Genomic DNA, 25,107 nt, shown 5'->3' with positions numbered 1-25,107 from the left:
AATATGCAGAGGGCACGCTTACGCGACCTTGGAATTACCATCGGCAGCTTGCCGACAGGTCAATACAATGCCATCACAGATGTACCAGGAGTGTTAGTTGGTCATGAGACAATTATTTCCGATGAAGGCCGCATAGCTCGTACCGGTGTCACAATGATTGTCCCACGCCATGGAGATATCTGGGGCAATCATGCCTTTGCGGGCATCTTCAATTTTAATGGCTGTGGAGAAATGACCGGCCAGCCCTGGATCGCTGAATCCGGGGTCATTCATACGCCGATCGCGATTACCAGCACTAATTCTGTCGGCGTGGTGCGGGATGCTATGTGCGCCTATCCATTAGAAATGGCAGAGAAGTGGCAGACGCCACCCTCGATTGCCGCTTCCTGGCTGGGCTCGCTACCAGTGGTAGCAGAAACATGGGATGGCTGGCTCAATGATATTGGAGCATTCCATGTCACAAAAGAACATACATTTAAAGCATTGGAAAATGCGAGTAGTGGCAGCGTCGCGGAAGGCAATGTGGGAGGCGGTACAGGGATGATCTGCCACGAGTTTAAAGGTGGTATTGGCACTTCCTCCCGCCTCGTGCCATGCTTTGGTGAGCAATACACCGTTGGTGTCCTGGTACAAAGCAATTATGGAAGCCGTGGTCTACTACGTGTAGATGGCGTTCCAGTCGGGCGAGAGATTGATTATCGCAAGGTAGCCGACCCCTGGACCGTTCCTCCCAAGGGCGGCTCAATTATTGTGGTGGTAGCTACTGACGCACCATTGCTCCCGGTACAGTGCACGCGCCTGGCCAAAAGGGCTACCGTTGGCTTATCCAGAGTTGGAGGAGTTGGACACAATGGTAGCGGCGATCTCTTTCTCGCGTTTGCCACCGGGAATGATATTCCAATGGGTGCCGAAGCTCCTTTGAACCTGAAAATGCTGCCACATGATCGGCTCGACCCTTTTTTTGAGGCCGTAGCAGAAGCCACCGAGGAAGCGATCTTGAATGCCCTGACCTCAGCTGAAACCATGACGGGCTGGCAGGGCCGGACCGTCCATGCATTACCGCTGGATGAGTTGCAGCGCGTGATGGCAATGTATCGAGCACATTAACCATCCCACCTGGACTCCAGGGAAGAAGACTCCTAAGCCCGGGGCGTGAGATTAATCAGCCCGGCGGTTGTTCGGGAGTGCGCGGATAACGCCGGGAGGCGCGATCGATCTCCAGTTGCAAAAAATAGTTCAGTAGCGTACGAATCGTAGCGATGGCCGCCAGCTGCCCAATCTCTGACCACGAGGGAGAGATAGCGGTACGTAAAATATCGGCGCCAAGCTCAAATTCAAGTGACAGCGCCAACCAGCGTCCCAGGCGCAACCGAATATGCTCCGCCTCCATTTCCTGAATAGCCAGGTGACGCAAAAATAAGAAGATGGCATATAAGAACGCCTGCAATGCCGCACACGCGATTATAAGAGCAGCCCCGGCCTCAACTAACGAGGCCAGATAGCTCGTCGTAATCTTAAAAAAAGCTTCCATCTTTGCATCCCCACGCAGCACCGATCATTTTAGAGCAAAAAATGTGCTATTTCCATTGTCCCAGTGGCTCATAACTTTAACTGCATTCTGGAGGAAAAAAGAAGCAGGTATATTGATGTTTACCCTCTCTCATAACAAAAGAGGATACAGACAAATAAAATGTCTGTATCCTGTGAAGTTGTCAATAGTCAGAATATGGGATAGGCTTTGTTCAAACTACGTCCCCGAGCCAGGAATATTTGCTATTAGACGCGCCCGGGAGCGCAATTGAAAATAGCGTCCTAGAAACAATATACCAAAGATGATAGCATAGATGCCGATTAGCCAGATGACGGTCAGCAGACCAATTTGCGGCTGAATAGCGATCAAAACACCGAAGATGATCGAGGCGACACCTGCCACGACCAACAACCAATCTGTTCCGACATTCATCCGGGAAGAAAAAGCTGCCACTATTTCTGTTACACCGGTGATAATCGCCCAGGCAGCGATCACATAAACAAACGCCAACGCGGTAAGTCCCGGCCAGACAAAGGCAACTATACCAGCCAGGATACTGACTATGCCTTCAACCAGCAATAATCCCCAATTGTGCAATGATCTGCCACGTATCGCTGAGAAGATATTCGCAATACCGTCAACGATCGCGTAAGCGCCAAACAAGATAATCAGCAAGAGCAGTGTCTTACCTGGCCAAATAAGCGCCAGAATACCAAAGAGAATAGCAATAATGCCTCGAAACAACAACGACCAGTGATAATCTCGTACCATGGTTTGCAGCATGATCTTTCTCCTTTCATCAATGTCAAAAAACAATGTTGATGATCGACTCTCGATGGTTGCTTTTCACTTTGATATATACATTGCTATGGATGCTTTGACATCCTCCAAATGAATTATATTTTTTCCCGGTTTGCATAAAAAAAACAATGGCAGAGCTGTCAGGAGCGTATGTACAGCAGAGTGCCTTCTATAGCAGAAATAAAAAGCCTGCGGAATCAAGCATTAGTCCTATGTGAGAGGTTTTTGTCAACTTTAGACTCGATATAGCGTCAATATAGTAAAGGGTACGTATAAAAACTAATTTCCATATTTAGTGGTCGCAAATAGAATATTTGATTAGCAAAGCAAAAACACGTTTGAGACAAGCAGATAGTGATCATTGATCAGTATAAGACACTCGGAGGGAAAGAGAATGAAAGATACATTGCAAGGCTTATTGACCCTGGAAGAACAGCCTGAGTCGTTGACTATCCTCCACAAAGGTGCGCGTTGCTATGCCCGATCTTTGAAGAAAGCCTTTCATGGCTTGATCCATCCGCAATCAAACGCAGAAATCGATTCATCAACGGATATTACTAGCTATCGTTCTATTGCCAGAACCAGCTTACTACATCCGGCGCAGCAGCAACGCTTAAAAAGTAAGATCTACATTGTAGACTACTACATTGAGGGTCACCAGGAAGTAGATTAGGTTCTCTCCCCTCTCATAATATCTTTGCCGGGATCGTCGGTTGCGCTGTCCTGGGGACGCTGACGTCCCCACGCTTTTTTTATGTCGTTTGGCAATACATGCGCTGTGACGCATGTATTGCCAAACGACATAAATTATGTGTTGCAAAACAACATCAATTCCTTTGGTGCACTTTCGATGCTCATCTCATAAAGAACATTTGTTGGGCGCCTCCCCATACCATTTAGCGGGTGCCAACAGCCTTTACATCGAAGGTTGCTAATAGTTCAATGGAATTACAAATCTGCATGGCACTAGGCTCGACCAGCTGGGTATCTGGATTGATACTTCCATTTACCGCTTGATTCGCCTCTATCAGCAAGTCATTGCGCAGCGGTTGCGCCGTCCCCAACTGGGCATCGTTCATGCTTCCCAACTGCAGTGCATCTTTTCGCACGGCCACCAGGGCTGACTTAATTGGATTCAAATCTTTATTGATCTGGATTGCCCGTTTAATCTGGCTGCTCATTACTCCGGGTGATTGGACAATACCATTCAAATGCACACTCATATGCGTCAGGTGTCCAGGTGGCTCGATTTGCTGAGCACAATCCAGCAGGCCCACCCTGGTATTATGGATAATCGCCTCATTTTCCGGAGAGTATGGTATTGCCAATCCTTTCGTGGTCGTAGGTCCGCATGCTCCATCTAAAAAATAGATAATATCTGTGATCTGCTGCCTCACAACGGTCAAATCGCTCGACCCATTCACAACCTGGGCCGAGTCCTGCAGTTGTTTGACGTTATTCAAAAACCAGTAATCAACTCCATATGATAGTTGTAGTTTGGCCAGATTGGGCTCGGTCGCCAACAGATGTCGTAAATGGTCTAGTTCGCTATAATTATCCTCTGGCGAACGCGTCCGTGAAAAACCACCCTGATAGCGCCATAGCTTTTTATCCAGCGTGGGCGTATTGGGCGTGGTACGCACCCCCTCTTCCGTTACCAGCAGCTCATCCCGCGAGGCCAGCAGGTCGCGGTGCTGGGGATCCACATACGCCAATGAGGATTGCCCTTGATCGATGGCTAATGTGCCAAGCAAAATAGCGGCAGCCTCTGCTTTATCGTCTCGTAGCCAGGCGTAGTAACGATTACCGGGTGCTGGTTCAGACAAATTGGTCAGGTGCAGTTGAACCTTATCATTAAAACCCTGAGCACCGTAAGCATCCAGCTGCTGGCTACTATGGAAAGCGAGTTGCCCTACATGCGCTCTATCCACTGCTATTATTGAGCGCTGTCGCAGTAAAAAGAAGCCACCTGCTACAGTCGAGACAACTACTATCGTGATCATTGCCAGCAATACATAAAAGAAAGGATGCTGCCTGAAAACAGGTTTGAGATAACCTGCTAGCTTGACAGCGCTGGCATTACGGGGCTGATTGGTTCCTGGCGATGGTAAAAGCGGCGAAGGGGGAGTCACGCGCGGAGCCGTACCGGTAGGATGACCGAGATCAGTATTCTTGTTCGCCTGTGGCACCGCTTCACTATAGATCGGCGAGTCCGTAGGCGTCTGGCGCTCCGAAACAACTGTCTGCCTATCTTCGACAGTTGATGTCACAGAACCATTGCCATCAGCGAGTGCGGGCAACTCCTGTTCGGTAGGGGTCCTGGGCTGAAAAGAGGAGCGGCCCTCACTGACAGCTTCATCGGAGTCCAAACGTGACATCATCTCCTTAGAAGGATTAGTTACCCAACACGGCTCTGGCATTGGAAGCTCAAAAGCCTGGGCTAACGCCTCTACCAGAGCACATGCGGTAGGAAAACGTGCAGTAGGATCTTTCGCCAGGCTGCGCAGGATAACGCTATCCACCGCTGCTGGCAACTGCGGCCTCACCTGGCTGGGAATCCTCGGTGTAGAATGTACATGCTGAATCATGACCGCATAAGCGCTATCACCTTGAAATGGTGGTATTCCTGTACACATTTCATAGAGCATCACACCAAATGAATAAATATCGCTCAATTCATTGGCTGGAAAAGATTGAACCACTTCCGGCGCTATATAAAGGGGTGTGCCCATTGATATACCTACCGCAGTTACAGTGATCGACCCGAGCATCTTTACAATGCCAAAATCAGTCAAAATAGGTTCACCCATAGGATTACGCTGGACATTATGTACATCGAGCAAAATATTACCTGGCTTCACATCACGATGCACAATATGCCGACTATGAGCATAATCAATCGCCTGAGCAATCGAAGCAAAAAGCTGGACAATTTCACCGTTTGAAGGGAAGTGCTGCTGGTGAGACGTACGATGGATATAATCAGCCAGAGTTGGCCCTTCGATATAATCCATCACCATATATGCTTGATAGCTCTCAGCATCAGCATCAGAGACATGCAGATCATGGATTTGAACAATATTTGGATGGCGTAAAGAAGCGATAGCCTGTCCCTCACGCACAAAACGCGTCATAAAACTAGAAGCGGAACGCAGGTCAGAGTGCATGATCTTAATGGCGACAAAACGTGCCAGCTGTGGATCCCAGGCTTTCCACACTTCAGCCATACCACCACGACCTAGCCTGACCTGTAGCTCATATTTTCCTAGATATCCCGACGCTCTATTCATAGAAACGTTCCTCATCGTCTGCTTGGTAAACCTACACCCTCAACACGTCTCAGAATGCAGGCTGTAGACAGCAGAGGACCGCTTACCTGATTAGAAAGTGGATTATTATGAACACGGAGAAACTTGAAAGGCCTTAGCCAGTCGTGATGGTTCCGTTGGCCTGTACATGAACGGTCACCGCTTTGAGCGGCTTTGTGGCGGGACCCTTGAGCACCTTACCCATATGCTGAGGATCAAATTGCGCCTGGTGCAAAGGGCAGATCAATTTATGGGTCAATGAGTCATAGTTTACCAGAGCCTGTTGATGGGTACAGGCTCGATTGTAGGCGACGAGTTGGCCGTCGGGCAGGTGGATCAAAATACTTTCGAGTTTGGTGTTAGGATCGGTAAAATTACGCGCTGTATTCTTAGGGGGCATCGTCGTGCTGATAACGTTACTGGCTTTAGCGCCAGGGACTGATGCTTGTTGCGCCACCGTCTGCCCGGGCAAATGCAGAGTCCCATTCTGAAATAAATGCAGCAAGGTAAAACCTCCGCCAAATAAAACGCCTGCCGTAATCACGCCATTTACCGCCATCACGATCCGTCGACGTCCCATATCAGGGTGCGCCTGAGCTGTTTTTTGTTGTCCTGTAGTGATCGTGTCAGATGTATTGCTAGCAGCCATACCACTACCGTTGGCTCGCATCTGAGCAGGCGCAACTTGCTCGCGAGAACCTGGCGGGGACGCGGAATAGGCAAACTGCTGATTCATAGGGGGCACCTTCGTCTCAGGCACAGCGCTACCTGGGGTAGTAGGTCCCATTGGTAGTGATGTCGGCCGGGGAATACTTTGTAGTTTAAAAGTATTGCCGGGAAAAGATGGTGCGACTTTGGGAACTCGACTTGATGTAATACCCGCCATCGCCACTTTATACTCGCCAGTATCGCCTGGTGGTAAGGTGTCAACCAGCGCCAGATGTACATTTATCGGCAGGGCAGTCCCTGGTGGTGATGGCGCCGGACGCGTTGCTTCCTCCATCACATTTAAAACCCGCTCAAAGGCAGTCACCAGTTTACCCGCTGACTGTAAACGTAGCGACGGATCACGCTCAAGCGCGCGCTGCAAAGCAATATCCAGGGCACCCGGCACATCGGGCGCTACCGACTGCAGTGAAGGGATACGCTCATCTACATGCTTCTGTAGCACGACAAAAGGATCAGGATCAGAAAAAGGAGGATAGCCACAGAGCATTTCAAAGGCCAGAATACCCAGGGAATAGACATCGGCCCGAACATCAAAGTTGCCGCCCAGCACAACCTCGGGAGCAATATAGATGGGATTGGTCAATAATGTGCCCGCCACGCTAAATAAGCCAGGATACTGATGGGCCACCTGCCCGATGCCGCGCATCTCTAGCATATGGGCCAGGCCAAAGCCAGCCACCATCACGCTGTAAAGGCCGTCGGGACCTCCCTGACGTACCAACAAAACGTTCGAAGACTTCAACGTGCCATGGATCACATTATTGCGGTGGGCGTAATCTAAGGCATCGGCAATCTGACGTAACAGGGCCAGCATCAAATCAGGGGCACAACGCTGCCGTTGCTTCAAAAACGCAGCAACCGTCTCGCCTTCAATCAACGGAGTAACCAGGTATGGATAGCCATATTGCTCACCAAAGGTGTAGGTGGGCACAATGTAGGGATGTTGCAAACGACTTACCGCACCAGCTTGCTGCATGAAGCGAGCCATAAAACGCTCTCTGGTCGCCCCCTTACACTCGGCGGGCAACAAAAAAACCGTCAGCATTGCCTCCCGCGGCTCTTCACCTTGCCTTTTCGCCAGATATACCGCACTCAAGGTCCCCTGACCAATAAGCTGTGTCAGGTGATACTCACCAATGTCTTTGCCGACAAGGTGCTCCACGGGTATCAGCATCTCATCCCCCTTGATATCTACCATCGCGTGATCCGGGAAAAATGGTAATCAGCTAAATAGTATATACGGTACACTTGTGGCGTCAATAGAACTGAGGCGATAGTAGGACTTGTGGATAGACTAATGCCTGATATATCAAACCACTTCAATCCTTAATCATAAAGGCTGTTTTTTCCTTTTTTACATCTGCAGGTTGGTAGTTTTGGGCTACAAAATGCAGCATTCTCGAACATTCCAAATGGCTTGCGCTATACTACCCCTACGAGTTGCACCGAGCCACGGCCAGCACTTGCAAAGCAGTACCCCATCTAACGATCGACGCAGGCCGTTACCTTCATATTGTTGCAACAGTTATGTATATATAAAGCATATACATCTGGAGATAAATTTTGAGACGATCGCATTTTACGCGTGAAATTATAGAGTTAATAGCTATTACCCTGTTACTATTCGTAGTTATCCGCTTTATCATCCACGGTTATCACATGCAAAGCACTGGCATGCAACCAGAGATAGGTAGTAATGCCTACATAATGGTAAATAGAACCTCCTACATGTTTGGAAAACCCCAGCGCGGTGATGCGGTTGTCGTCCACTATCCCCCCGACCCCAATACCGATGTAATGGCGCGCATTATAGGATTGCCTGGTGATGACGTAAAGACCGCTGGCTCCCATATCATAGTCAATGGTGTGTTTCTGAATGAAACATATGTGCAGAAACCCTTTAACCCTGAATCAAAGGAATGGAAGGTGCCAGCCAATTCTTACTTTGTATTAAATGATAATCGCACCATAACCGATGATTCACGCAGTTGGGGTACTGTAAATAATGACATGATTGTGGGGAAAGCAGTAGTAGTTTTCTGGCCTGTTAGTGCCTGGCACGTCATCAATAGTCATCCCTCTGTTTTCGGCCAGCTCAAAAATAAGCAATAAAAAAGTGAAAAATCTCCAGTGATTTCTCTTACGCTAGAGAATTATACAGGTTTACACGTTGCATTCCGACTGTCCGCACGTTATGATATGAAAAGTAAAATGCTTTTAACATATATTTTTTTGAGAGTGTGTCTGAAAGCCATACTTTTCGCGCCTTCGGCCCCTGACGCTTCGCACCTGCGGTGCTCAGCAGGTCTTTTTATTGGTTGGTGCAACACGGTCGCTGTGCGACCGTGTTGCACCAACCAATAAAAAGGTGCGGCCGCGCATGCGGACGCCCGTGAGGGGGCTTTGATCCCCATGTTAATGGGGATAAGACACATTCTGATATAACTAAGGAAGTCGAATGCAGTTATCATCTCAATCTGTCTCGACGCAAACAGGCGTGGAACGCTTTCTCGCAGCCTGCCAGCGACAGCAGACAGATACAACACCAGTCTGGTTTATGCGTCAGGCCGGACATTGCCTGGCTGAATATCGCGCATTACGAGAATCCTATGATATTTTAACGATCGCCCGTACGCCCGAGCTCTGTTCACAGGTATCTTTGATGCCGATAGCGCAATATGGGGTAGACGCGGCAGTAATGTATACAGATATTATCCTTCCCTTCCCCGGTATGGGACTGCAGACCGAGCTAGACCCTGCCCGAGGCCCCATTGTACGTAATCCTGTCCGTACGATGCAGGATGTAAATGCACTGCGCGTTCTGGCGGCGGAAGAAGCGACGCCTTTTGTGATGGAGGCCATCCGCATCGTTAAACAGGCGCTGGCCCGGAAACAGGCGGTCATTGGCATTGCTGGTGGACCATTTACGCTGGCGCTCTACATGGTTGAAGGCGTGCCAACGCGCGATTACAGCACAGCAAAAACGCTGATGTATCAACACCCAGACATCTGGCATGCATTGATGAACAAGATCACAGATGTGCTGGTCAGCTATGTCCAGGCGGAAGCCAGGGCTGGCGCCGATGCGATTCAGCTCTTTGATAGCAATGTAGGGATACTGGGTCCTGGCGCATATATACAATTCGTCCAGCCGTATTCGCGGCGCGTCCTGGCGGCAATTCAACAAGCCGGAGCGCAGAGCATCCATTTTGGTACCGGGCACGCCAGCCTCCTGCCAGCCATGGCCCAGGCCGGAGGTGACGTAATAGGGGTCGATTGGCGTGTGGACATCGATCAAGCCTGGCAACAGATTGGTTCTGAGCATGGCATTATGGGTAACCTTGATCCCACGCTCTTGCTTGCCCCCTGGGAAACGGTCAGCGAGGGCAGCACAGCTATCCTCGATCGGCTTCAGCGGCGGCCAGGCCACATATTCAATCTGGGGCACGCTGTTCATCCCGCAACTAATCCTGACTACTTGCGCCGGCTTGTCGATGCTGTACACAACTACAGTGTCCACACCACAACACCAACCAGCTAAAAATCCTGGCTGGGGTACGGATTCCTCTGCGCAGGCATCTTACAATAGAGACGAACCTGACAATACCGCATTCAATAGAGCAAATTGGAGATAATAGAGCATCACTATGAACGTAACACCATCAACGGAACCTACATCGCCCGCCACAACCAGCCAGAGCCGTTTTTTACGCGCCTGCCAGCGTCTTTCGGTAGATGCAACCCCAGTCTGGTTAATGCGCCAGGCTGGCCGCTATATGGAAGAATATCGAGCCCTGCGCGCCCAACATCCTATTCTGGAGATCATCAAGCGGCCAGAGTTAGCCGCTGAAGTTACTATGCAACCCATCCGCGCATACAATTTAGATGCAGCCATTATATTCGCCGATATTCTCCCGCCACTGGAAGGTATGGGACTCAACCTGGAATTTATGAAAGGCGAAGGGCCCGTCATCCATAATCCTATTCGTAGCCGTGCGGACGTTGAGGCCCTGCGCATTCCTGATCCTACGGAGAGCCTGTGGTTTACCCTGGAAGCCATTAAACAGGTGCGCAAGCAACTGGATCCCCGTGGTATCCCATTGATTGGCTTTAGTGGTGCTCCCTTTACCCTGGCCTCCTACGCTATCGAGGGAGGCAGCAGCAAGGCCTATCTGCACACCAAGGGTCTGATGATGAGCGACGCTTCCACCTGGCACCTGTTAATGGAGAAACTGAGCGAAGTTATCGGCAACTACCTGCTGGCCCAGGCCAGGGCAGGGGCGCAGACACTCCAATTCTTCGATAGCTGGGTTGGTGCCCTCAGTCCAGCTGACTATCGCGAATATATTCTGCCGCATAGCCGTCACGCCATTGACATCGCCAGGCAGGGCAACGTTCCGATTATCCATTTCGGCACCAATACCAGTGGCATGCTTAACCTGATTCAAGAAGCGGGTGGCGATGTGATCGGCATCGACTGGCACATCGACCTGGACACCGCATGGGATAGCCTCAAACCAGGAACGGCGGTGCAGGGTAATCTGGACCCAGTTACGCTCCTGGCTCCCTGGCCGGAAATCGAGAAGCGCACGAAAGAGATTCTTGATCGCGTCAAAGGTCGTCCAGGGCATATCTTCAACCTTGGGCACGGCATCTTACCAGGAACGCCGGTCGAAAATGTACGCCGTCTGATTGATTTTGTCCATGAATACACAGCCGCCCAGGCATAAAAAAGCCACTCTTCAGTAGCCACTTGAGCGTCCCTGACCAGATAATCTGGTCAGGGACGCTCGCTATATAACCCCATAAGCGTGTTTGAAAACCCTGCTCTTCGCGCCTTCGGCTCCTGACACTACGCGTCTGCGGCGCTAAAATATCTTTTATACGTTGGTGCATCATGAGCTTTTTACTCTCATGATGCACCAACGTATAAAAGGGCTCGGGCGCGGATGCGCCCGCCTGTACGGGGGCGCTTTGCTTCCCATGGGGACAGGCGTCAGACACAATGAAACACAGATCAGGCGTGGATGATCTCCGTCCGCACGTAGGGCATAATTGTTGTCGTTTTTATATTATTTTTATATATTGTGATGTATGATATTAGCAAGAAAGAGATTCTATCTCGCACAAGGAGATGATACAATTGAAGATAAGTCATAAATCTGCAATTATCCTCATCGCATCTGTTTTATCTCTGGTAGTAATTGTTGTACTTGCTATTTATTTATTAGGAATAAAACCCTCTTCAGATACTACTTCAGGTCATCTTTTTGCTACACCCAAAGCGTCTACACCGGGCAAACCTACACTTATAAAGCTTGAACAGGTTACCGATCAGGCCTTTAGTGTTGAAGATCAATATGTCCCCAATAGCTGGGGTGCGCATAAAGATCGCATTATCCGTACGTCCAAAGGCGATCTCTTTATGACCTATATCTCGCAAGGGGATGACCTCAACGATCGGGTATGGCACCTGATGCATAAGGCACCTAATGGAGACTGGAAAGAAATCCAGTCTGGGAATGCAGGAACAGAGCCAATCAATATTGTTCTGGGTAAGAACGATAGCATACACCTCTTCGCCTGGCCTAAAACGCAGGGGAAATTACAACACATCTACTCAACCGATAATGGAGCGACCTTCAAGAGCGAGTGGCTGCCGGGTAAATGGCAAGACGATGGTGAGCAAGGATATAGCAGTGTGGGCGTTAACGATCACGGCGACATAGTTGTCGACCAGACCGGACCGGATAAACCTGGCATCATCAATTGGACCTATTTTAATGTTGACACGAACAAATGGACCTTTCACCACGATACCCTGGATCTCCGCTACACCTATGCCTTTCTCTTTCCGGGTTATAATAATGATCTCTCTTTTGTGGCCACACGCGATGTGCAGCGTCACTATCTCAATCTTCCCCAGCCGCAAGGGCAGGATGGCAATCCCTGGATCTTTAACGAGGTTAAATATTTCCATACCAATAATGTTACGCCCAGCCAACCGAAACTCGATGAGTTACTGGTTAAAGAGGTTAAGCCTAAAGACCCCAATAATACCAATGATCGCGACCTGACATATGTTACGGATAGCTATATCGATACGGCGGGTCGGATGCACATCCTCTATCTCAATGAATACGATGGACCACACCAGGCCATTATTGAGGATGGCAAGATCGTCAAGGATGTTGCCATGCCCAATGTCTCTTACGGGCAAAAAGTTCGTATCACACAGGATACACAGGGCCACTTTTATCTGATTGCGATGGATGAACACGGAGGAAGCCTTAATATCTATCCTGGCTCAGCCGACGATACCGATGGCACGCAGCTGGCACCCGTCGTAAAGCTTGATATCTCGCATTTCCCAGGCTGTTCCGATTATGATTTCTGCCATTCTCCTACCTTTACGGTTCCTCGCAATGGGAATCAGCTTTCGGACACTATCGATGGCGTTTATGGAAATATGAATAAAGAAATATATTTTCGCATCAATTTACGCGGCAATGACAAAGGTGCGGCACAGTCCATGCAAATGCCCTTCACATCAGTGCTGGCCATCTATTCGGAAGAGAAACAAGGAGCAAAATCACAGGCCAAATAATGCCTGCGTCTCTCTGCATATCTCTATCTATAGAAAACCATTACTATCCATCTGCAAAGAATTGGTGACATAATGGAAGAGAGGCAGATGATGCTGTCTATCTACAATGTTCTTTTATGTAGAAAGAGGCAAAAAGCAGTGAAATTTGCATTTAGTACCCTTGGCTGTCCACAATGGACAACAGAACAGGTCGCAGACAATGCTGTCCGACTAGGCTATAGCGGTGTTGAGCTACGCCTGCTGGACAATGAAGTCATCGATCCTGTACGTGACGCTGAGAAGGTCCGGCAAGCAGTAGCGACCTTTCGTTCACGCGGCGTTGAGGTCTGCGCCTTTGATACCTCCTGCACATTTAATATAAGCGATGCGGCGGAAAGGGCCAAAAACGTAGAAACGCTACGCGTCTGGGTTCAATTAGCACATGAATTGCGGGTGCCAATTTTACGCGTCTTTGGAGGCGCCGGCACAGGTGAGAATATTGAGCAAGAAAATCAGTGGGTAGCGGAAGCACTACGGCAGGTCGCTTCACAGGCTGAGCAGGCCGGGGTTACTATTACCTTAGAAACCCACGATGGCTTTGCCTCTGCCCGCCGTACGGCTCAGGTACTGGATTTAATTAATTCCCCGGCAGTGGCGGCGCTCTGGGATAGCCATCATCCCTATCGCATGGGAGAATCCGCCGCCGAGGTATGGCAGTTACTGGGTCCTCGCGTGGCACATGTACACGTGAAAGATGCCCGCCGTGACAATACAGAAAAATCTGGTTGGAAACTGGTACTGGTGGGCGAGGGCGAGGTGCCGGTGCGTGAACAATTAGCCAGCCTGCAGGCTAATGGCTATGATGGTTATATTTCCGTCGAGTGGGAAAAACGCTGGCATCCAGAGATTGAGGAGCCAGAAATTGCCCTGCCACAACATATCAACTGGCTGCACTCAGTCGAAAAGCAGTTACAGCAGTAATAAATTCGTTTTTTTATAAAGTCGTACCAGACCTGCGCCCGGCGCAGGTCTGGTACGACTTTATAAAAATTTTTTGAGTGCCGCAGGCGCGTAGCGTCAGGGGCCGAAGGCGCGAAACATCTGACATTTAGACGCTTTTTGAACTCATAAAACATTGTATAGAATATAACGATCTACTGATGCAAAAAAAGATCATAAGGTATACACAGCTCAGCAAGGAGAAAAAGCAGCACATGGGTTATCTCATTCGTCCTATTGAGGCCAGCGATTATGCGCCGATTATTCAAGTGATCGACGCGTGGTGGGATAATCGCCCAATGGCCAGCATGCTCCCCAAACTCTTTTTCATCCACTTCCAAAAAAGTAGTTTTCTGATCGAAGATAATGGAGAACGCGTGGGTTTTTTGGTGGGCTTTCGCTCACAAACCTATCCGCATCAGGCGTATATTCATTTTGTTGGAGTTGATCCACGCTATCGTGGCCGTGGTATTGGACGTCTTCTCTACCTACGTTTTTTTACCTTAATGCGTGAATGGGGCTGTTCAGAAGTGCATAGTGTAACATCCCCGCAAAATACCGGCTCTATTGCGTTTCATCAACGTATGGGATTTGTAATCGAATCTGGAGATGCTGAACACAATGGCATACCAGTTACGACAAATTATGATGGACGAGGGGGCACGCGAGTACTATTTCGTAAAATGTTAAGCACAAAAGAAGCCCTTTAGTGTAGCACAGACCGGCGAGATTACCACCTCAAAGGGGGCATTTCAGGCCCCCTTTTTGTGTGTCTTCGAGTGCCACGAGGACTATCAGACACCGCCAAAAGCTGAAAAGCCGCCATCGACAGGCACCACAATACCTGTCACGAAGGCCGCCGCTGGGCTGGCCAGCCAGAGCAGAGTGCCAACCAGATCTTCTGCCTCTCCCAAACGATGCATCGGCGTATGTGCCACAATAGTCTCCCCACGTGCGGTGTATGCTCCCGTTTCTTTATCGGTAAGCATGTAGCGATTCTGATTTGTCAGGAAAAAACCTGGTGCGATCGCATTCACCCTCACTAAAATGTAGTGATTTTACTCACTTTTATACGGCAGTAACAATGCTTCTTCAGAAACATCTAAACGATGAAGAGAGATAAAATCTCTAGTCTGTAGCAGCAGGCTATAGGAAGCAGATTGGGCCTTAAACTAGACACCGCTGAAGGCTGAAAATCCCCCATCAACCGGAATAACGGTTCCGGTCACAAAAGCTGATGCCGGACTGGTAAGCCATAAAAGCGCTCCAATCAGATCCTCCGGTACGCCAAAGCGTCCCATGGGAGTATGATCTAAAATAGCCTGTCCCCTTTTTGTCATGGCGCCAGTATCTTTATCAGTAAGCAGAAAGCGGTTTTGTTCAGTTAAAAAGAATCCGGGTGCAATTGCGTTAACGCGTATCCGATCGCTATATTCCTGTGCCATATGGACAGAAAGCCACTGGGTGAAATTGGCAATAGCTGATTTGGCTGCGCTATAGGCCGGGATCTTAGTAAGTGGACGCAAAGCATTCATGGAAGCAATGTTTACGATGCAACCATGACCTTGCTCTACCATGTTGCGGCCGAAAATCTGACACGTCTGAAAGGTGCCTGAAAAATTCAAGTCAAAAACCGAAGACACAGCTTTTGTATCCAGATCAAAAAACGAACGCTCCGGTGAAGTTGTTGCTCCAGGCTGATTACCGCCAGCTCCATTGATCAAAATATCGATTGAAGAAAACTTGCTTAAAATTTCTCTTTGTGCATCCTCAAGCGCAGTTTTATCCATCACATCACAGCCTAGGCCAATTGCCTCGCCACCTGCTTGATGGATCGTCTCAACCACTTTTGCAGCCGAAGCCTCATGCAAGCTGATCACAGCCACCCTGGCACCTGCTTCTGCCAGTGCTTGTGCCATCACCCGACCCAAGACTCCGCCTCCACCGGTAATTACTACTGTTTGTCCCTCTATGCTAAAAAGTGTTTTATAGTCAGGCATTTACTACTCCATTCATTTCTACGATTGTTGACGCGCTTAAACGATTTATTCACCCATAGGTGTTTGGAGGAAATAAGCTTGGTTATATTGTAGCATGAATATGACTTTGTACGGTCTTATCCGACTTGAAAAATCAAATTATCACTATATGAAAACACTTTCCATGATCATCTATAGTGCATTACCATTCATCAAGAGCTTGTTCTAAATACTCACGACAAGAAGAGAGATGTTGATAAAAATCCTCTGGCATTTGCTGATTAAATATAGATCTGGTCAGGATGGAAGGAATTGCATCAATAGCCATCATCACTTGAATCTTTGCTTGACGCAAGTTTTGTAATATTGCATCAATAGATCCTAAATCTTCTAAGAGAGGCGCAAATACTATAGTATTCTTTGTTAGCTTGCGTATTTCAAATATAGCTTGCCGGATAGTTTTATGTAATTCACTGGCAAATTGCTCACGTAAGTCATTGGTTGTTCCTATATCTATAGTCTCTTCCATCGCAGAGAGATTAGCTCGAATTAGATCCAATTTTGCTGCTTTGCGCTCAAGCACCGCATTTCTATGCGGCTGATCATCTGTGGCACTATTGGGCGTAGGTTCTTCTTCTAAAGAGGATAAATTGTCCGTATCTTTCTGTTCTGTCATCGCTTCTTGCTCCTTGTATACAGCTTCTTTCTGTCCCATTAGTGGAACTTCTATCTCTTGAGTTTGTGTTGATGCTCCTTGTAGTTTTAATGCAATTTGGGAAATGCCATCAGTGATAGCAACTAGTGCTTTATCCTGTGTAACCCACGAATTATCTGTAATCGGCTTTGCGCCAGGAGGAAGCACTTGTAATTTAGCAAAAGGAGTATGTTGCCAAGTCGTTGGTCTTGCGATAATTGGAATTACAATTACTTGCTCCTGTTCATGTCTCTCAAGTGCACGCGTCATCTCCACACTGTAACAATAGTCAGAGGCAATAAAATCAGGGCTGACAAGAAGTAGAATGATTTGTGCTGTGTCTAAATATCCCTTAATTGTTTCTTCCCACTCACTCCCAGCGGTAATGTCCTGATCATGCGACACAGAAATAATATTTTTCCGCTCTAAAGGCTTCAAGTGAGTCCTTAATTTTTGTAAATAGCCTTTATCTTCACGTGCATAACAACAAAAAACAGTTACATTTGTCATTCGAGGGCTCCTAAAATGCATATTAGATATAAGAAAACCACAAGAATATGTTCCCCAGGTCTTCGTCATAATCCTTTACGTAGTATTTCCAAAAATCCGAGTATAATATACACTATTTACAATATATACAGTACTTTTTGTCTTGCACGTCTTTCCCTTCGCGTCACTCCCCTTTTCTGCTTTAACCATAATTCCACATAGTGCTTTACCAAAAAGAATTACTCGATAGGACACAACTCAAGGGATTTTTACCTGTACACTCGTTTTGTTGCCTAAATCTCTTGCAAACAGAAACAAATATAGGTAAACTTAGGTACACGCAATTAGACCTTTACGGCTGGGGAAGTAGAAAACGACTAGATGTAGGTAAACGGAAATCAGTATACCTTCTTCTACTAAGCCATTTCAAATAGATAAATAACACTTCACTGATCTAATTTTCAAAACATGCAATTACTACTGTGTACAACATCCTTAAGGAATGGGATTAAAAATTATGCCAAGCGAAGCCCAGGCACGTATTAAAATCAATAAACTGCTTGAAGACGCAGGCTGGAGATTATTAGATACATCGGCAGGCAAAGCAAATGTAGTTTTAGAAAAAAATGTCAAATTAACCAAGCAAATCATTGATGAATTTGGAAATGATTTTGAAAAAACAAAAAATGGCTATATTGATTATCTTTTGCTTGATGAGCGAGGTTTCCCGTTTATTGTCCTTGAAGCAAAAAAAGAAGAGAAAAGTCCCCTTGATGGCAAGGAACAAGCACGTGAGTACGCTCAGGCCAGAAATGTACGCTATATCATTCTTTCAAATGGCAGGGAACACTATTTTTGGGATATAAAAGAGGGCAATCCCTATCGGATCGGAACATTTCCGAGCCTTGAAACACTAAAAAAGGATAAGCTGCTTATTGCAGACCCATCGGTACTTGCCAATGAAGCGATCAACACAGACTACATTGTTTTAACTCAGTTGCCAGACTATCAAAATGATCCTTCCTGGAAAGATGATACCACCAGGCAAGCTTTTATTATTGATCATGAGCTTAAGTTTTTACGCAAATACCAACTAAATGCTCTGTATGCTCTCCAAAATGCAGCCAAAGAGAAAAAGAATCGATATCTCTTTGAGATGGCAACCGGTACTGGTAAAACCTTAACCTCTGCTGCGGTTATCAAACTGTTTCTCAAAACCGGCCAGGCAAAACGCGTTCTCTTTCTGGTAGATCGCATTGAGCTTGAAGATCAAGCACAGAAAAATTTTGTCTACTACCTATCAAATGACTACATCTGCAAAATCTATAAAGAAAACAGGAGTGACTGGGACGACGCAGACATTGTTGTTTCAACAGTTCAAACACTGACAAAAAAGGAGAAATACAAAAGACTGTTTACTCCCACAGACTTTGATCTGATCATTTCTGATGAAGCTCACCGCTCCATTTCTGGAAATGGTAGAGCGGTGTTTGAATACTTTTATGGTTACAAACTGGGTTTAACAGCAACACCAAAAGACTATCTCAATGAGATTGATATTAAAGAATTAGGTGCTAAAGACCCCCGAGCACTGGAAAAGCGCTATCTACTTGATACTTATACTACCTTTGGTTGTGAAAATCAGGAACCAACTTATCGGTATAGTCTGCTTGATGGAGTGGCAGACGGTTTTCTGGTAAGCCCGATTGTGGTTGATGCCCGTACTGATATCACAACCCAATTGCTCTCAGATGAGGGTTTTGCAGTCGCTGTTGCAAAGGATGATGAACAAGTACCAGAAAATGATACAGAAGCGGAAGCTACAGAGGAAAAAGTTTTCTATCAAAAAGATTTTGAGAAACGCTTCTTCTCGGAGAACACTAATAAAGTGTTTTGTACCACTTTTTTGAAAAACGCCTTGAAAGACCCAATCAGTGGTGAAATCGGGAAAACCATCATCTTTTGTATTACCCAGAACCATGCATCAAAGATCACGCAAATGCTTAACGAGTTTGCTGACGAAATATATCCAGGGAAGTATAACTCTGATTTTGCGGTTCAGATCACTTCCAACGTCTCAAATGCCCAACAATTTACCACCAACTTTGCCAATAACAATTTAAATGGCTCCTCTTCTGCTTTTCTTGAAGGATATAAAACCAGTAAAACTCGTGTTTGTATCACAGTAGGAATGATGACAACAGGCTACGATTGTAAAGATATCCTAAACTTGTGCCTAATGAAACCAATCTTTTCCCCAACTGAATTTGTTCAGATTAAAGGTCGAGGCACCAGAGAGCACACATTTATATATAAGCTCAAAGAAGCAGAACAGGAACGCGAAATCAGTAAGAAGAAAGAAGCGTTCAAGCTGATCGACTTTTTTGCAGTTTGCGAGTTTTTTGAAAAAGGTTTTGAGTATAACCAGGCGCTTTCGCTGCCTAAGAAGAACCGCAAAGCTACAACATCCGGCGAAGAAACTCTTGAACCCACAATTGATGAAGTCACGGTTACACTCCCTGATGAATTAAAAAATCTTACTATCACACCCATTGGTCTTCAAGGTATGCGCGTTGATCGCGAATTATTCCGCCAGTTTAAAGCTACACTTAAAAATGACCCCTTTGTTCAGGAAAAATACAAGCAGGGTGAAGTTGGCACAGTTGAAGAATATGTCAAAAACACCATTTTGGACAAGCCTGAGGAGCCCTTTACCCTAGAAAAGCTTCGTGAATCGGTTCAGGCAGATCGCAAGATCTCTCTTCGGGAAATGATTGAAAATATCATGCAAGGCCAAGAAACCTTTAAATCAAAAGACCAATTATTAGAGGAGGAGTACCAAGAGTTCATCAGACTTTACAATCCTGAAAATCAGTATAAAATGGCAATTAGAAATTTCCTCAAAGCCTACATTACGGATGTCCAAATCCGTGATATTGTAGCCAAACGACAGTTTACCCGTTTTGCTACTAATCCAAAATTTACTCTCGATGAGTTTAAGGCATTAGGGGTATGGCGCAATAAGGTTATTGAATATGTGAATGATAAAGTCCAAACCGAGGACTTTGCTTAATAAGGAGTGCGGGAAGCGTGTTGAATCAAGAGACAAAGCGGAGAATAGATACCGCCCGAGATATTCTCGTTGGAAAAGAACCGGATCCTAAAGCCCAGGTAGCACAAATCACGACTGCTCTTATCTATAAGTTTATGGATGATATGGACAAGGAGTCAGTTGATTTAGGCGGCGATCCATCGTTCTTTGTTGGTGAATATGCTAAGTATTCATGGGACAAACTGCTTGATTCACGCTTAGGTGGGATTGCGCGCCTCAATTTGTACATTGAGGCGCTTGAAAAAATGCCCCTTAATCCAGAACTTCCAGAACTATTTCGCAACATCTTAAAAGGAGCATTCCTTCCTTACCGCGATCCTGAGACCTTAAACCTATTTCTAAAACAAATTAATGCCTTTTCTTACGATCACAGTGAAAAGCTTGGTGATGCGTTTGAATATTTGCTTTCAATCTTAGGTTCTCAAGGTGATGCAGGACAGTTTAGAACACCTCGCCATATCATTGATTTTATCGTCGCGGTTCTTGATCCTCAAAAAAACGAAACGATCTTAGACCCTGCCTGTGGTACTGCTGGATTTTTAATCTCCTCATATAAGCATATCTTAAGGCAAAATACCAAAGAGTATCCGGGTGACTTACTAAATCCCGATGATAAAGAAAAGCTCATGTCAAATTTTGTAGGATATGATATCTCTCCTGACATGGTGCGGCTCTCCTTAGTAAACATGTACCTACATGGTTTTCAAAATCCTCAAGGATATGAGTATGACTCTTTAACTAGCGAAGAACGCTGGGATGAAACCTTTGATATTATCATGGCAAATCCTCCTTTTATGTCGCCCAAAGGCGGTATTCGCCCACACACACGTTTCTCTATTCCGGCAAGTCGGTCTGAGATCCTCTTTGTCGATTATATCGCTGAACATCTGAATAATCACGGACGAGCTGGCATTATTGTCCCAGAAGGGATCATTTTTCAATCTGGCAAATCTTACAAGGCTTTACGGAAAATGCTGGTTGAGAAGTATTTATGGGCAGTTGTATCTTTACCTTCCGGAGTATTTCAACCGTATTCAGGAGTTAAGACCAGTATATTGTTTATGGATAAAAATTTAGCAAGTAAAACTGATAGCATTCTATTTGTTAAAGTAGAGAATGATGGATTTGACTTGGGAGCACAGAGGCGTCCTATTGCTAAAAATGATTTACCACAAACATTACGTACCCTGCACCAATATGCGCGAGATTTACAAGAAAATATAACTATTCAAAGTTACTTAAACCAAGAGGAAAATATAAGCTTAGCAACAATTGTTCAAAAAACAAAGATTGCAAAAAATGGGGATTATAACCTTTCTGGAGATAGATATAGAAATAACCAATTTAAACGACATGCCAAATGGCCATTTATAGAATTAGGAAAGATTGCTCAAAACCTTGATAGCAAAAGGAAGCCAATAACCAAATCAGATCGAATTGCAGGTATATATCCATATTATGGAGCTTCAGGCATAGTTGATTATGTAGAAGGTTATCTTTTTGATGAAGATTTGTTATTAGTTTCAGAGGATGGTGCCAATCTTCTAACAAGGAACACCCCTATTGCTTTTTCAATTAGTGGCAAGACATGGGTCAACAATCACGCCCATATCTTAAAATTTTCCAATACGGCAACGCAAAAATTTGTTGAAGTTTTATTAAATTCAATGAATTTAGAAAATCATATTACTGGTTCAGCACAGCCAAAACTTAATCAAGATAGTTTAAATGCAATTCAAATTCCTTTGCCGCCATTGAAGATACAGCAAGAAATTGTTGCAGAGCTCGAAAACTATCAAAAAATTATTGACGGAGCTAAGCATGTAGTCGCCGCCTGGAAACCAAAAATTAAAGTTGATCCAACATGGCCCAGTAAACAATTAGGTGAAATTATCACCTTGCAACGTGGTTATGATCTACCCAAAACCCAATTTAAAGAAGGAGATGTTCCTGTAATTGGTTCAAATGGTATCATAGGATATCATAATGAAAAAAAAGAGAAGGGTCCCGGTGTAGTAACAGGAAGAAGTGGTACTATTGGGAAAGTCCATCTGATAGAATCGGATTATTTCTGGCCACATAATACAGCGCTTTTTGTAAAAGAGTTTAATGGTAACAATTGTAAATTTATTAAATATCTTTTAGAGTCAATCGATCTAAAATCTTTAGGCGACAATGTAGCTGCTGTACCTTCTTTAGACAGAAAAAATGCACATAGAGTTCCTGTATTTCTCCCACCTCTCGAAATCCAAGAGCAAATCGTTGCACAGATTGAGGAGGAACAAAAAATCATTAATGCCAATAAGAGACTGATTGAAATCTTTGAGCAAAAAATCAAGGATAAAATATCTGAAGTCTGGCTGACTGAAGAGTCAGAGCCATTAACTGTTGATACAGAAACAGCTGGAACCGATAATGATATTATGGATTCAGCAGAGATAGAATTAGAGCCTGGTTTACCAAAAACTGCGGAAAATGAGGAAATTGAGACAATGCCAGAATTGGTTGAAATAAAACAAGGATCCTTATTCCATCTCTCCTAGCAACACCTCATTGGACATTAGCCATAAACTCCTGCAGAGGCCAGATCTTTCTGTAGGAGTTTTTATTCAAGCCTCAATCTTTCACCAAACATGGCTTTAAATAGAAGTTAAGATTTACGCGATTCCGGAAGAGCATCGATCTGAACCTTTAAAAATTTCGCAAGCATACTACACTCAAGCGTCAGAAGTTCGCTCATAAGCATTAAGTTCTTGAGTGATTGTTCCAGGTCTTCTATTATCCTTTTTGTATCCTTTTGTTGCATGGGTTTGAATTATACCATAGATTGATACAAGGAGTATGTAGCAAATGATACTCTTAAGTATCTACCATCAGGAAGATGGGAAAACAGATAACACACAGAGATGTTCTGCAGAAATTCGGAACCAGGCTGCAACACATCAGAAAAGCACAGGGGTTAAGCCAGGAAGAGCTAGCGGCAAAACTGGCTATGCATCGCACCTATATTGGGATGATTGAACGGGGAGAAAGGAACCCGACCATAAGAACCCTATATAAGATCGCCAAAACATTAAAAGTCAGCGCTGCGGAATTGCTCCCTTTCTAATATGTTAGAAACAGTAAATCCTTATAGTTGGCAACACTATGCGCCATGTGAAACCCTGCTTACAGTTTTTTTCAATCCCTTTTTCTATAATCCCTCCTTATTATGAGCTGGGAACATTACCGACAAGAACAGGCAGACTTTTATACAAATTACGCTTCGGAATTAAAAGAACGCTTTGAAAAAGGATATCTAAGAGAGCTTCTTCCCTACCCTCAATTTATCGTCTGGAGACACCAGTGGATTGATACGCACAAGAAGACAGTGCTTATCTGCCCCAAAACACACAGAGAGGCAGCAATGCAAGATCCTAACTCCTGGGGAACCTATACGCAAGCACTTCATGCACTAAATTCTGGCCGATATCAAGGCATAGGTTTTGTGTTTACCAATAATGATCCTTTTATAGCTATCCACCTGGCACATTGTGCTCATGACAACCACAAGATTAATTATATAGAAAATGCGCTGGTTAAAAACCTGCTGCAAAGTTATACCGAATACGCAGATCCAGATAATCTCCATGTGCTGATTAAAGCAAGTATGTTAGAGGCAGCAAGGCAGCTAAATACCATCACCCTTTTAAATAGCGGCCATGCTCTAAGCTTGACCCTTCGCCACGTTCCTGATACACCTCTTAGCATTGCGGAGCGGCAGTCAGAGCTTGATACACTGATTTCCCAATTTGAGAACCAAGCAAAGTCAAAAGATACTCCTGTCTGGCAGATGCAGCTCCCCTACTTCACTTTGGCTGTATAAAAGATAGCAATGGGTTTGAAGAATGAAAACAGCGCTAGTTGTACCTCATGTTGCTGTTTTCTAATCACTCCCCCTTCTTTTTTGCGCTCCTGGTGGTTTGTATTTCTTTCGTTTCATATACTTCTATTTAAGCAAAAAAGCTACTTAGACTGTAAAGAGAGAGAGATGGTATCTTACTCAGTCAATCGCTATCATAAAGAAACAAGAACTACCCTATTTATTTACAAGAAAGGCTTTGCCCCTCACAGGACAAGGATTACGGAAGCAATGCGACAAGCGCTTTTCTGTTCCTCCTTGCCTATTTCACCCTGTTTTTTGTCATTTCAAATAAAGCTAAGAAAAACAAGTTTTCACCGGTTTTTTAGAATGTTATTGTCTTTGTAAGCTAAATAACATTCATATTTTTATTGTTTTTTTAGAATTAGATGTAAATATGGGATTATATTCTGAGTTTGCTAAATTATTAAAAATTGCCGAAGAGCAAATCCTGCCGACTAAAGCACAGTGGACAAGGGGTATTTACTATACCAGAAACTTTTACACCAAAGCCAGGCAATGGGGGTTAACTGAAGAAGATGCTGCTGATGTCTACCGCCATGGAGAAGTAGTCAAACCAAATATGATGCTTTGCAAATATAACGGCTATGCTATTGGCATTTATTATTATTTAGATAAGCGCTCCGGAAAGCCAGTGATCACCTCGATCTGGAAACAAAAACCCTACTAATTCAAGTCTGTTTGAAGAACAATATCACCGCCCAAAAGCAACCAAGCGGTGACCTGATATAATTTATTTATTATGGCAGGTAAAAAGATACACTATCAAAACCGTATCATCGTAGATCCACACATCCTGGCCGGGAAACCGGTGATCAAAGGAACGAGGATTCCTGTGTCTTTAATTTTGAACTTACTAGGGCATGGATATGATTTTACGCAGATCAAAGAAGCATATCCTGATCTTACGGATGATGATATTCAAGCAGCTATTAAGTATTCCGGCTCCTAAAAGAC

General features: G+C 45.4%; 21 protein-coding genes. 14 read left to right on the top strand and 7 right to left on the bottom strand.

The features are described 5' to 3' along the window. Nucleotides 1-3 precede the first annotated feature (3 nt). On the top strand, nucleotides 4-1,107 hold the full coding sequence (locus JMI88_RS16025; protein WP_201362934.1) for a DmpA family aminopeptidase: 1,104 nt from the start codon (nucleotides 4-6) through the stop codon (nucleotides 1,105-1,107). Between the two features lie 55 nt (nucleotides 1,108-1,162). Here JMI88_RS16025 and JMI88_RS16020 read toward each other — a convergent pair whose 3' ends face one another. Together JMI88_RS16020 and JMI88_RS16015 are read right to left on the bottom strand one after the other, a co-directional pair. After that, on the bottom strand, nucleotides 1,163-1,531 hold the full coding sequence (locus JMI88_RS16020; protein ID WP_201362933.1) for a DUF1622 domain-containing protein: 369 nt from the start codon (nucleotides 1,529-1,531) through the stop codon (nucleotides 1,163-1,165). A 216-nt stretch (nucleotides 1,532-1,747) separates the two neighbouring features. Beyond that, nucleotides 1,748-2,314: an HdeD family acid-resistance protein gene (locus tag JMI88_RS16015; RefSeq protein WP_201362932.1), complete on the bottom strand. Its 567-nt coding sequence runs from the start codon at nucleotides 2,312-2,314 to the stop codon at nucleotides 1,748-1,750. Nucleotides 2,315-2,726: 412 nt separating this feature from the next. Between JMI88_RS16015 and JMI88_RS16010 the strand changes: the two genes are divergently transcribed. Next, on the top strand, nucleotides 2,727-3,005 hold the full coding sequence (locus tag JMI88_RS16010) for a hypothetical protein (protein ID WP_201362931.1): 279 nt from the start codon (nucleotides 2,727-2,729) through the stop codon (nucleotides 3,003-3,005). Nucleotides 3,006-3,228: 223 nt separating this feature from the next. Here the strand turns inward: JMI88_RS16010 and JMI88_RS16005 are convergent, their stop codons facing one another. Together JMI88_RS16005 and JMI88_RS16000 are read right to left on the bottom strand one after the other, a co-directional pair. Further along, a complete protein-coding gene (locus tag JMI88_RS16005) occupies nucleotides 3,229-5,622 on the bottom strand; it encodes a serine/threonine-protein kinase (protein WP_201362930.1) in 2,394 nt (797 codons plus the stop codon). 133 nt (nucleotides 5,623-5,755) lie between these two features. After that, a complete protein-coding gene (locus tag JMI88_RS16000; protein ID WP_201362929.1) occupies nucleotides 5,756-7,567 on the bottom strand; it encodes a protein kinase domain-containing protein in 1,812 nt (603 codons plus the stop codon). 365 nt (nucleotides 7,568-7,932) lie between these two features. Between JMI88_RS16000 and lepB the strand changes: the two genes are divergently transcribed. From lepB to JMI88_RS15970, 6 genes are all read left to right on the top strand, one after another. After that, nucleotides 7,933-8,481, top strand: a complete 549-nt coding sequence (lepB, locus tag JMI88_RS15995; protein WP_201362928.1) for a signal peptidase I — start codon at nucleotides 7,933-7,935, stop codon at nucleotides 8,479-8,481. Between the two features lie 346 nt (nucleotides 8,482-8,827). Beyond that, a complete protein-coding gene (gene hemE, locus JMI88_RS15990) occupies nucleotides 8,828-9,910 on the top strand; it encodes a uroporphyrinogen decarboxylase (protein ID WP_201362927.1) in 1,083 nt (360 codons plus the stop codon). Between the two features lie 106 nt (nucleotides 9,911-10,016). Next, on the top strand, nucleotides 10,017-11,099 hold the full coding sequence (gene hemE, locus JMI88_RS15985; protein WP_201362926.1) for a uroporphyrinogen decarboxylase: 1,083 nt from the start codon (nucleotides 10,017-10,019) through the stop codon (nucleotides 11,097-11,099). A gap of 413 nt (nucleotides 11,100-11,512) precedes the next feature. Next, entirely contained in the window at nucleotides 11,513-12,976 is a 1,464-nt protein-coding gene (locus JMI88_RS15980; protein WP_201362925.1) for a hypothetical protein, read from the top strand. A gap of 138 nt (nucleotides 12,977-13,114) precedes the next feature. Then, on the top strand, nucleotides 13,115-13,936 hold the full coding sequence (locus JMI88_RS15975) for a sugar phosphate isomerase/epimerase family protein (protein ID WP_201362924.1): 822 nt from the start codon (nucleotides 13,115-13,117) through the stop codon (nucleotides 13,934-13,936). A 233-nt stretch (nucleotides 13,937-14,169) separates the two neighbouring features. Next, entirely contained in the window at nucleotides 14,170-14,664 is a 495-nt protein-coding gene (locus JMI88_RS15970) for a GNAT family N-acetyltransferase (protein ID WP_201362923.1), read from the top strand. An 84-nt stretch (nucleotides 14,665-14,748) separates the two neighbouring features. Here JMI88_RS15970 and JMI88_RS15965 read toward each other — a convergent pair whose 3' ends face one another. From JMI88_RS15965 to JMI88_RS15955, 3 genes are all read right to left on the bottom strand, one after another. Continuing rightward, nucleotides 14,749-14,991, bottom strand: coding sequence for an SDR family oxidoreductase (locus JMI88_RS15965; RefSeq protein WP_268905999.1), 243 nt, complete (start codon nucleotides 14,989-14,991; stop codon nucleotides 14,749-14,751). Nucleotides 14,992-15,126: 135 nt separating this feature from the next. Continuing rightward, on the bottom strand, nucleotides 15,127-15,954 hold the full coding sequence (locus JMI88_RS15960) for an SDR family oxidoreductase (protein WP_201362922.1): 828 nt from the start codon (nucleotides 15,952-15,954) through the stop codon (nucleotides 15,127-15,129). A gap of 181 nt (nucleotides 15,955-16,135) precedes the next feature. Further along, the gene (locus JMI88_RS15955) at nucleotides 16,136-17,137 is read right to left on the bottom strand and encodes a toll/interleukin-1 receptor domain-containing protein (protein WP_201362921.1); all 1,002 of its coding nucleotides are present in this window, start codon (nucleotides 17,135-17,137) and stop codon (nucleotides 16,136-16,138) included. A gap of 496 nt (nucleotides 17,138-17,633) precedes the next feature. On the opposite strand from JMI88_RS15955, the gene JMI88_RS15950 reads away from it, so the two are divergent. The 6 genes from JMI88_RS15950 (at nucleotide 17,634) to JMI88_RS40700 (ending at nucleotide 25,102) form a co-directional block, all read left to right on the top strand. Further along, the gene (locus tag JMI88_RS15950) at nucleotides 17,634-20,189 is read left to right on the top strand and encodes a DEAD/DEAH box helicase family protein (protein ID WP_201362920.1); all 2,556 of its coding nucleotides are present in this window, start codon (nucleotides 17,634-17,636) and stop codon (nucleotides 20,187-20,189) included. A gap of 17 nt (nucleotides 20,190-20,206) precedes the next feature. Beyond that, nucleotides 20,207-22,771 (top strand): N-6 DNA methylase, encoded by a 2,565-nt coding sequence (locus tag JMI88_RS15945; protein ID WP_201362919.1) that lies wholly within the window; start codon nucleotides 20,207-20,209, stop codon nucleotides 22,769-22,771. Between the two features lie 338 nt (nucleotides 22,772-23,109). Next, complete coding sequence (locus tag JMI88_RS15940; RefSeq protein ID WP_201362918.1) at nucleotides 23,110-23,337, top strand: helix-turn-helix domain-containing protein; 228 nt, start codon at nucleotides 23,110-23,112, stop codon at nucleotides 23,335-23,337. Between the two features lie 102 nt (nucleotides 23,338-23,439). Then, a complete protein-coding gene (locus JMI88_RS15935) occupies nucleotides 23,440-24,093 on the top strand; it encodes a hypothetical protein (RefSeq protein WP_201362917.1) in 654 nt (217 codons plus the stop codon). Between the two features lie 433 nt (nucleotides 24,094-24,526). Next, entirely contained in the window at nucleotides 24,527-24,820 is a 294-nt protein-coding gene (locus tag JMI88_RS15930) for a hypothetical protein (RefSeq protein WP_201362916.1), read from the top strand. Nucleotides 24,821-24,892: 72 nt separating this feature from the next. Beyond that, nucleotides 24,893-25,102 (top strand): DUF433 domain-containing protein, encoded by a 210-nt coding sequence (locus tag JMI88_RS40700; RefSeq protein WP_201362915.1) that lies wholly within the window; start codon nucleotides 24,893-24,895, stop codon nucleotides 25,100-25,102. Nucleotides 25,103-25,107: the final 5 nt, after the last annotated feature.

This window comes from Dictyobacter formicarum (genome assembly GCF_016587435.1).
This window is presented reverse-complemented; position numbering and strand designations above follow the sequence as displayed.

Bases quoted from the DNA above. Each gene is read 5' to 3' on its own strand.
- JMI88_RS15940 (WP_201362918.1), top strand. From the start codon at position 23,110: ATGGGAAAACAGATAACACACAGAGATGTTCTGCAGAAATTCGGAACC.
- JMI88_RS16000 (WP_201362929.1), bottom strand. From the start codon at position 7,567: ATGGTAGATATCAAGGGGGATGAGATGCTGATACCCGTGGAGCACCTT.
- JMI88_RS16010 (WP_201362931.1), top strand. From the start codon at position 2,727: ATGAAAGATACATTGCAAGGCTTATTGACCCTGGAAGAACAGCCTGAG.
- JMI88_RS15950 (WP_201362920.1), top strand. From the start codon at position 17,634: ATGCCAAGCGAAGCCCAGGCACGTATTAAAATCAATAAACTGCTTGAA.
- JMI88_RS16025 (WP_201362934.1), top strand. From the start codon at position 4: ATGCAGAGGGCACGCTTACGCGACCTTGGAATTACCATCGGCAGCTTG.
- JMI88_RS15970 (WP_201362923.1), top strand. From the start codon at position 14,170: ATGGGTTATCTCATTCGTCCTATTGAGGCCAGCGATTATGCGCCGATT.
- JMI88_RS16015 (WP_201362932.1), bottom strand. From the start codon at position 2,314: ATGCTGCAAACCATGGTACGAGATTATCACTGGTCGTTGTTGTTTCGA.
- JMI88_RS15955 (WP_201362921.1), bottom strand. From the start codon at position 17,137: ATGACAAATGTAACTGTTTTTTGTTGTTATGCACGTGAAGATAAAGGC.
- JMI88_RS40700 (WP_201362915.1), top strand. From the start codon at position 24,893: ATGGCAGGTAAAAAGATACACTATCAAAACCGTATCATCGTAGATCCA.
- JMI88_RS16020 (WP_201362933.1), bottom strand. From the start codon at position 1,531: ATGGAAGCTTTTTTTAAGATTACGACGAGCTATCTGGCCTCGTTAGTT.
- hemE (WP_201362927.1), top strand. From the start codon at position 8,828: ATGCAGTTATCATCTCAATCTGTCTCGACGCAAACAGGCGTGGAACGC.
- JMI88_RS15960 (WP_201362922.1), bottom strand. From the start codon at position 15,954: ATGCCTGACTATAAAACACTTTTTAGCATAGAGGGACAAACAGTAGTA.
- JMI88_RS15935 (WP_201362917.1), top strand. From the start codon at position 23,440: ATGAGCTGGGAACATTACCGACAAGAACAGGCAGACTTTTATACAAAT.
- JMI88_RS15930 (WP_201362916.1), top strand. From the start codon at position 24,527: ATGGGATTATATTCTGAGTTTGCTAAATTATTAAAAATTGCCGAAGAG.
- JMI88_RS16005 (WP_201362930.1), bottom strand. From the start codon at position 5,622: ATGAATAGAGCGTCGGGATATCTAGGAAAATATGAGCTACAGGTCAGG.
- hemE (WP_201362926.1), top strand. From the start codon at position 10,017: ATGAACGTAACACCATCAACGGAACCTACATCGCCCGCCACAACCAGC.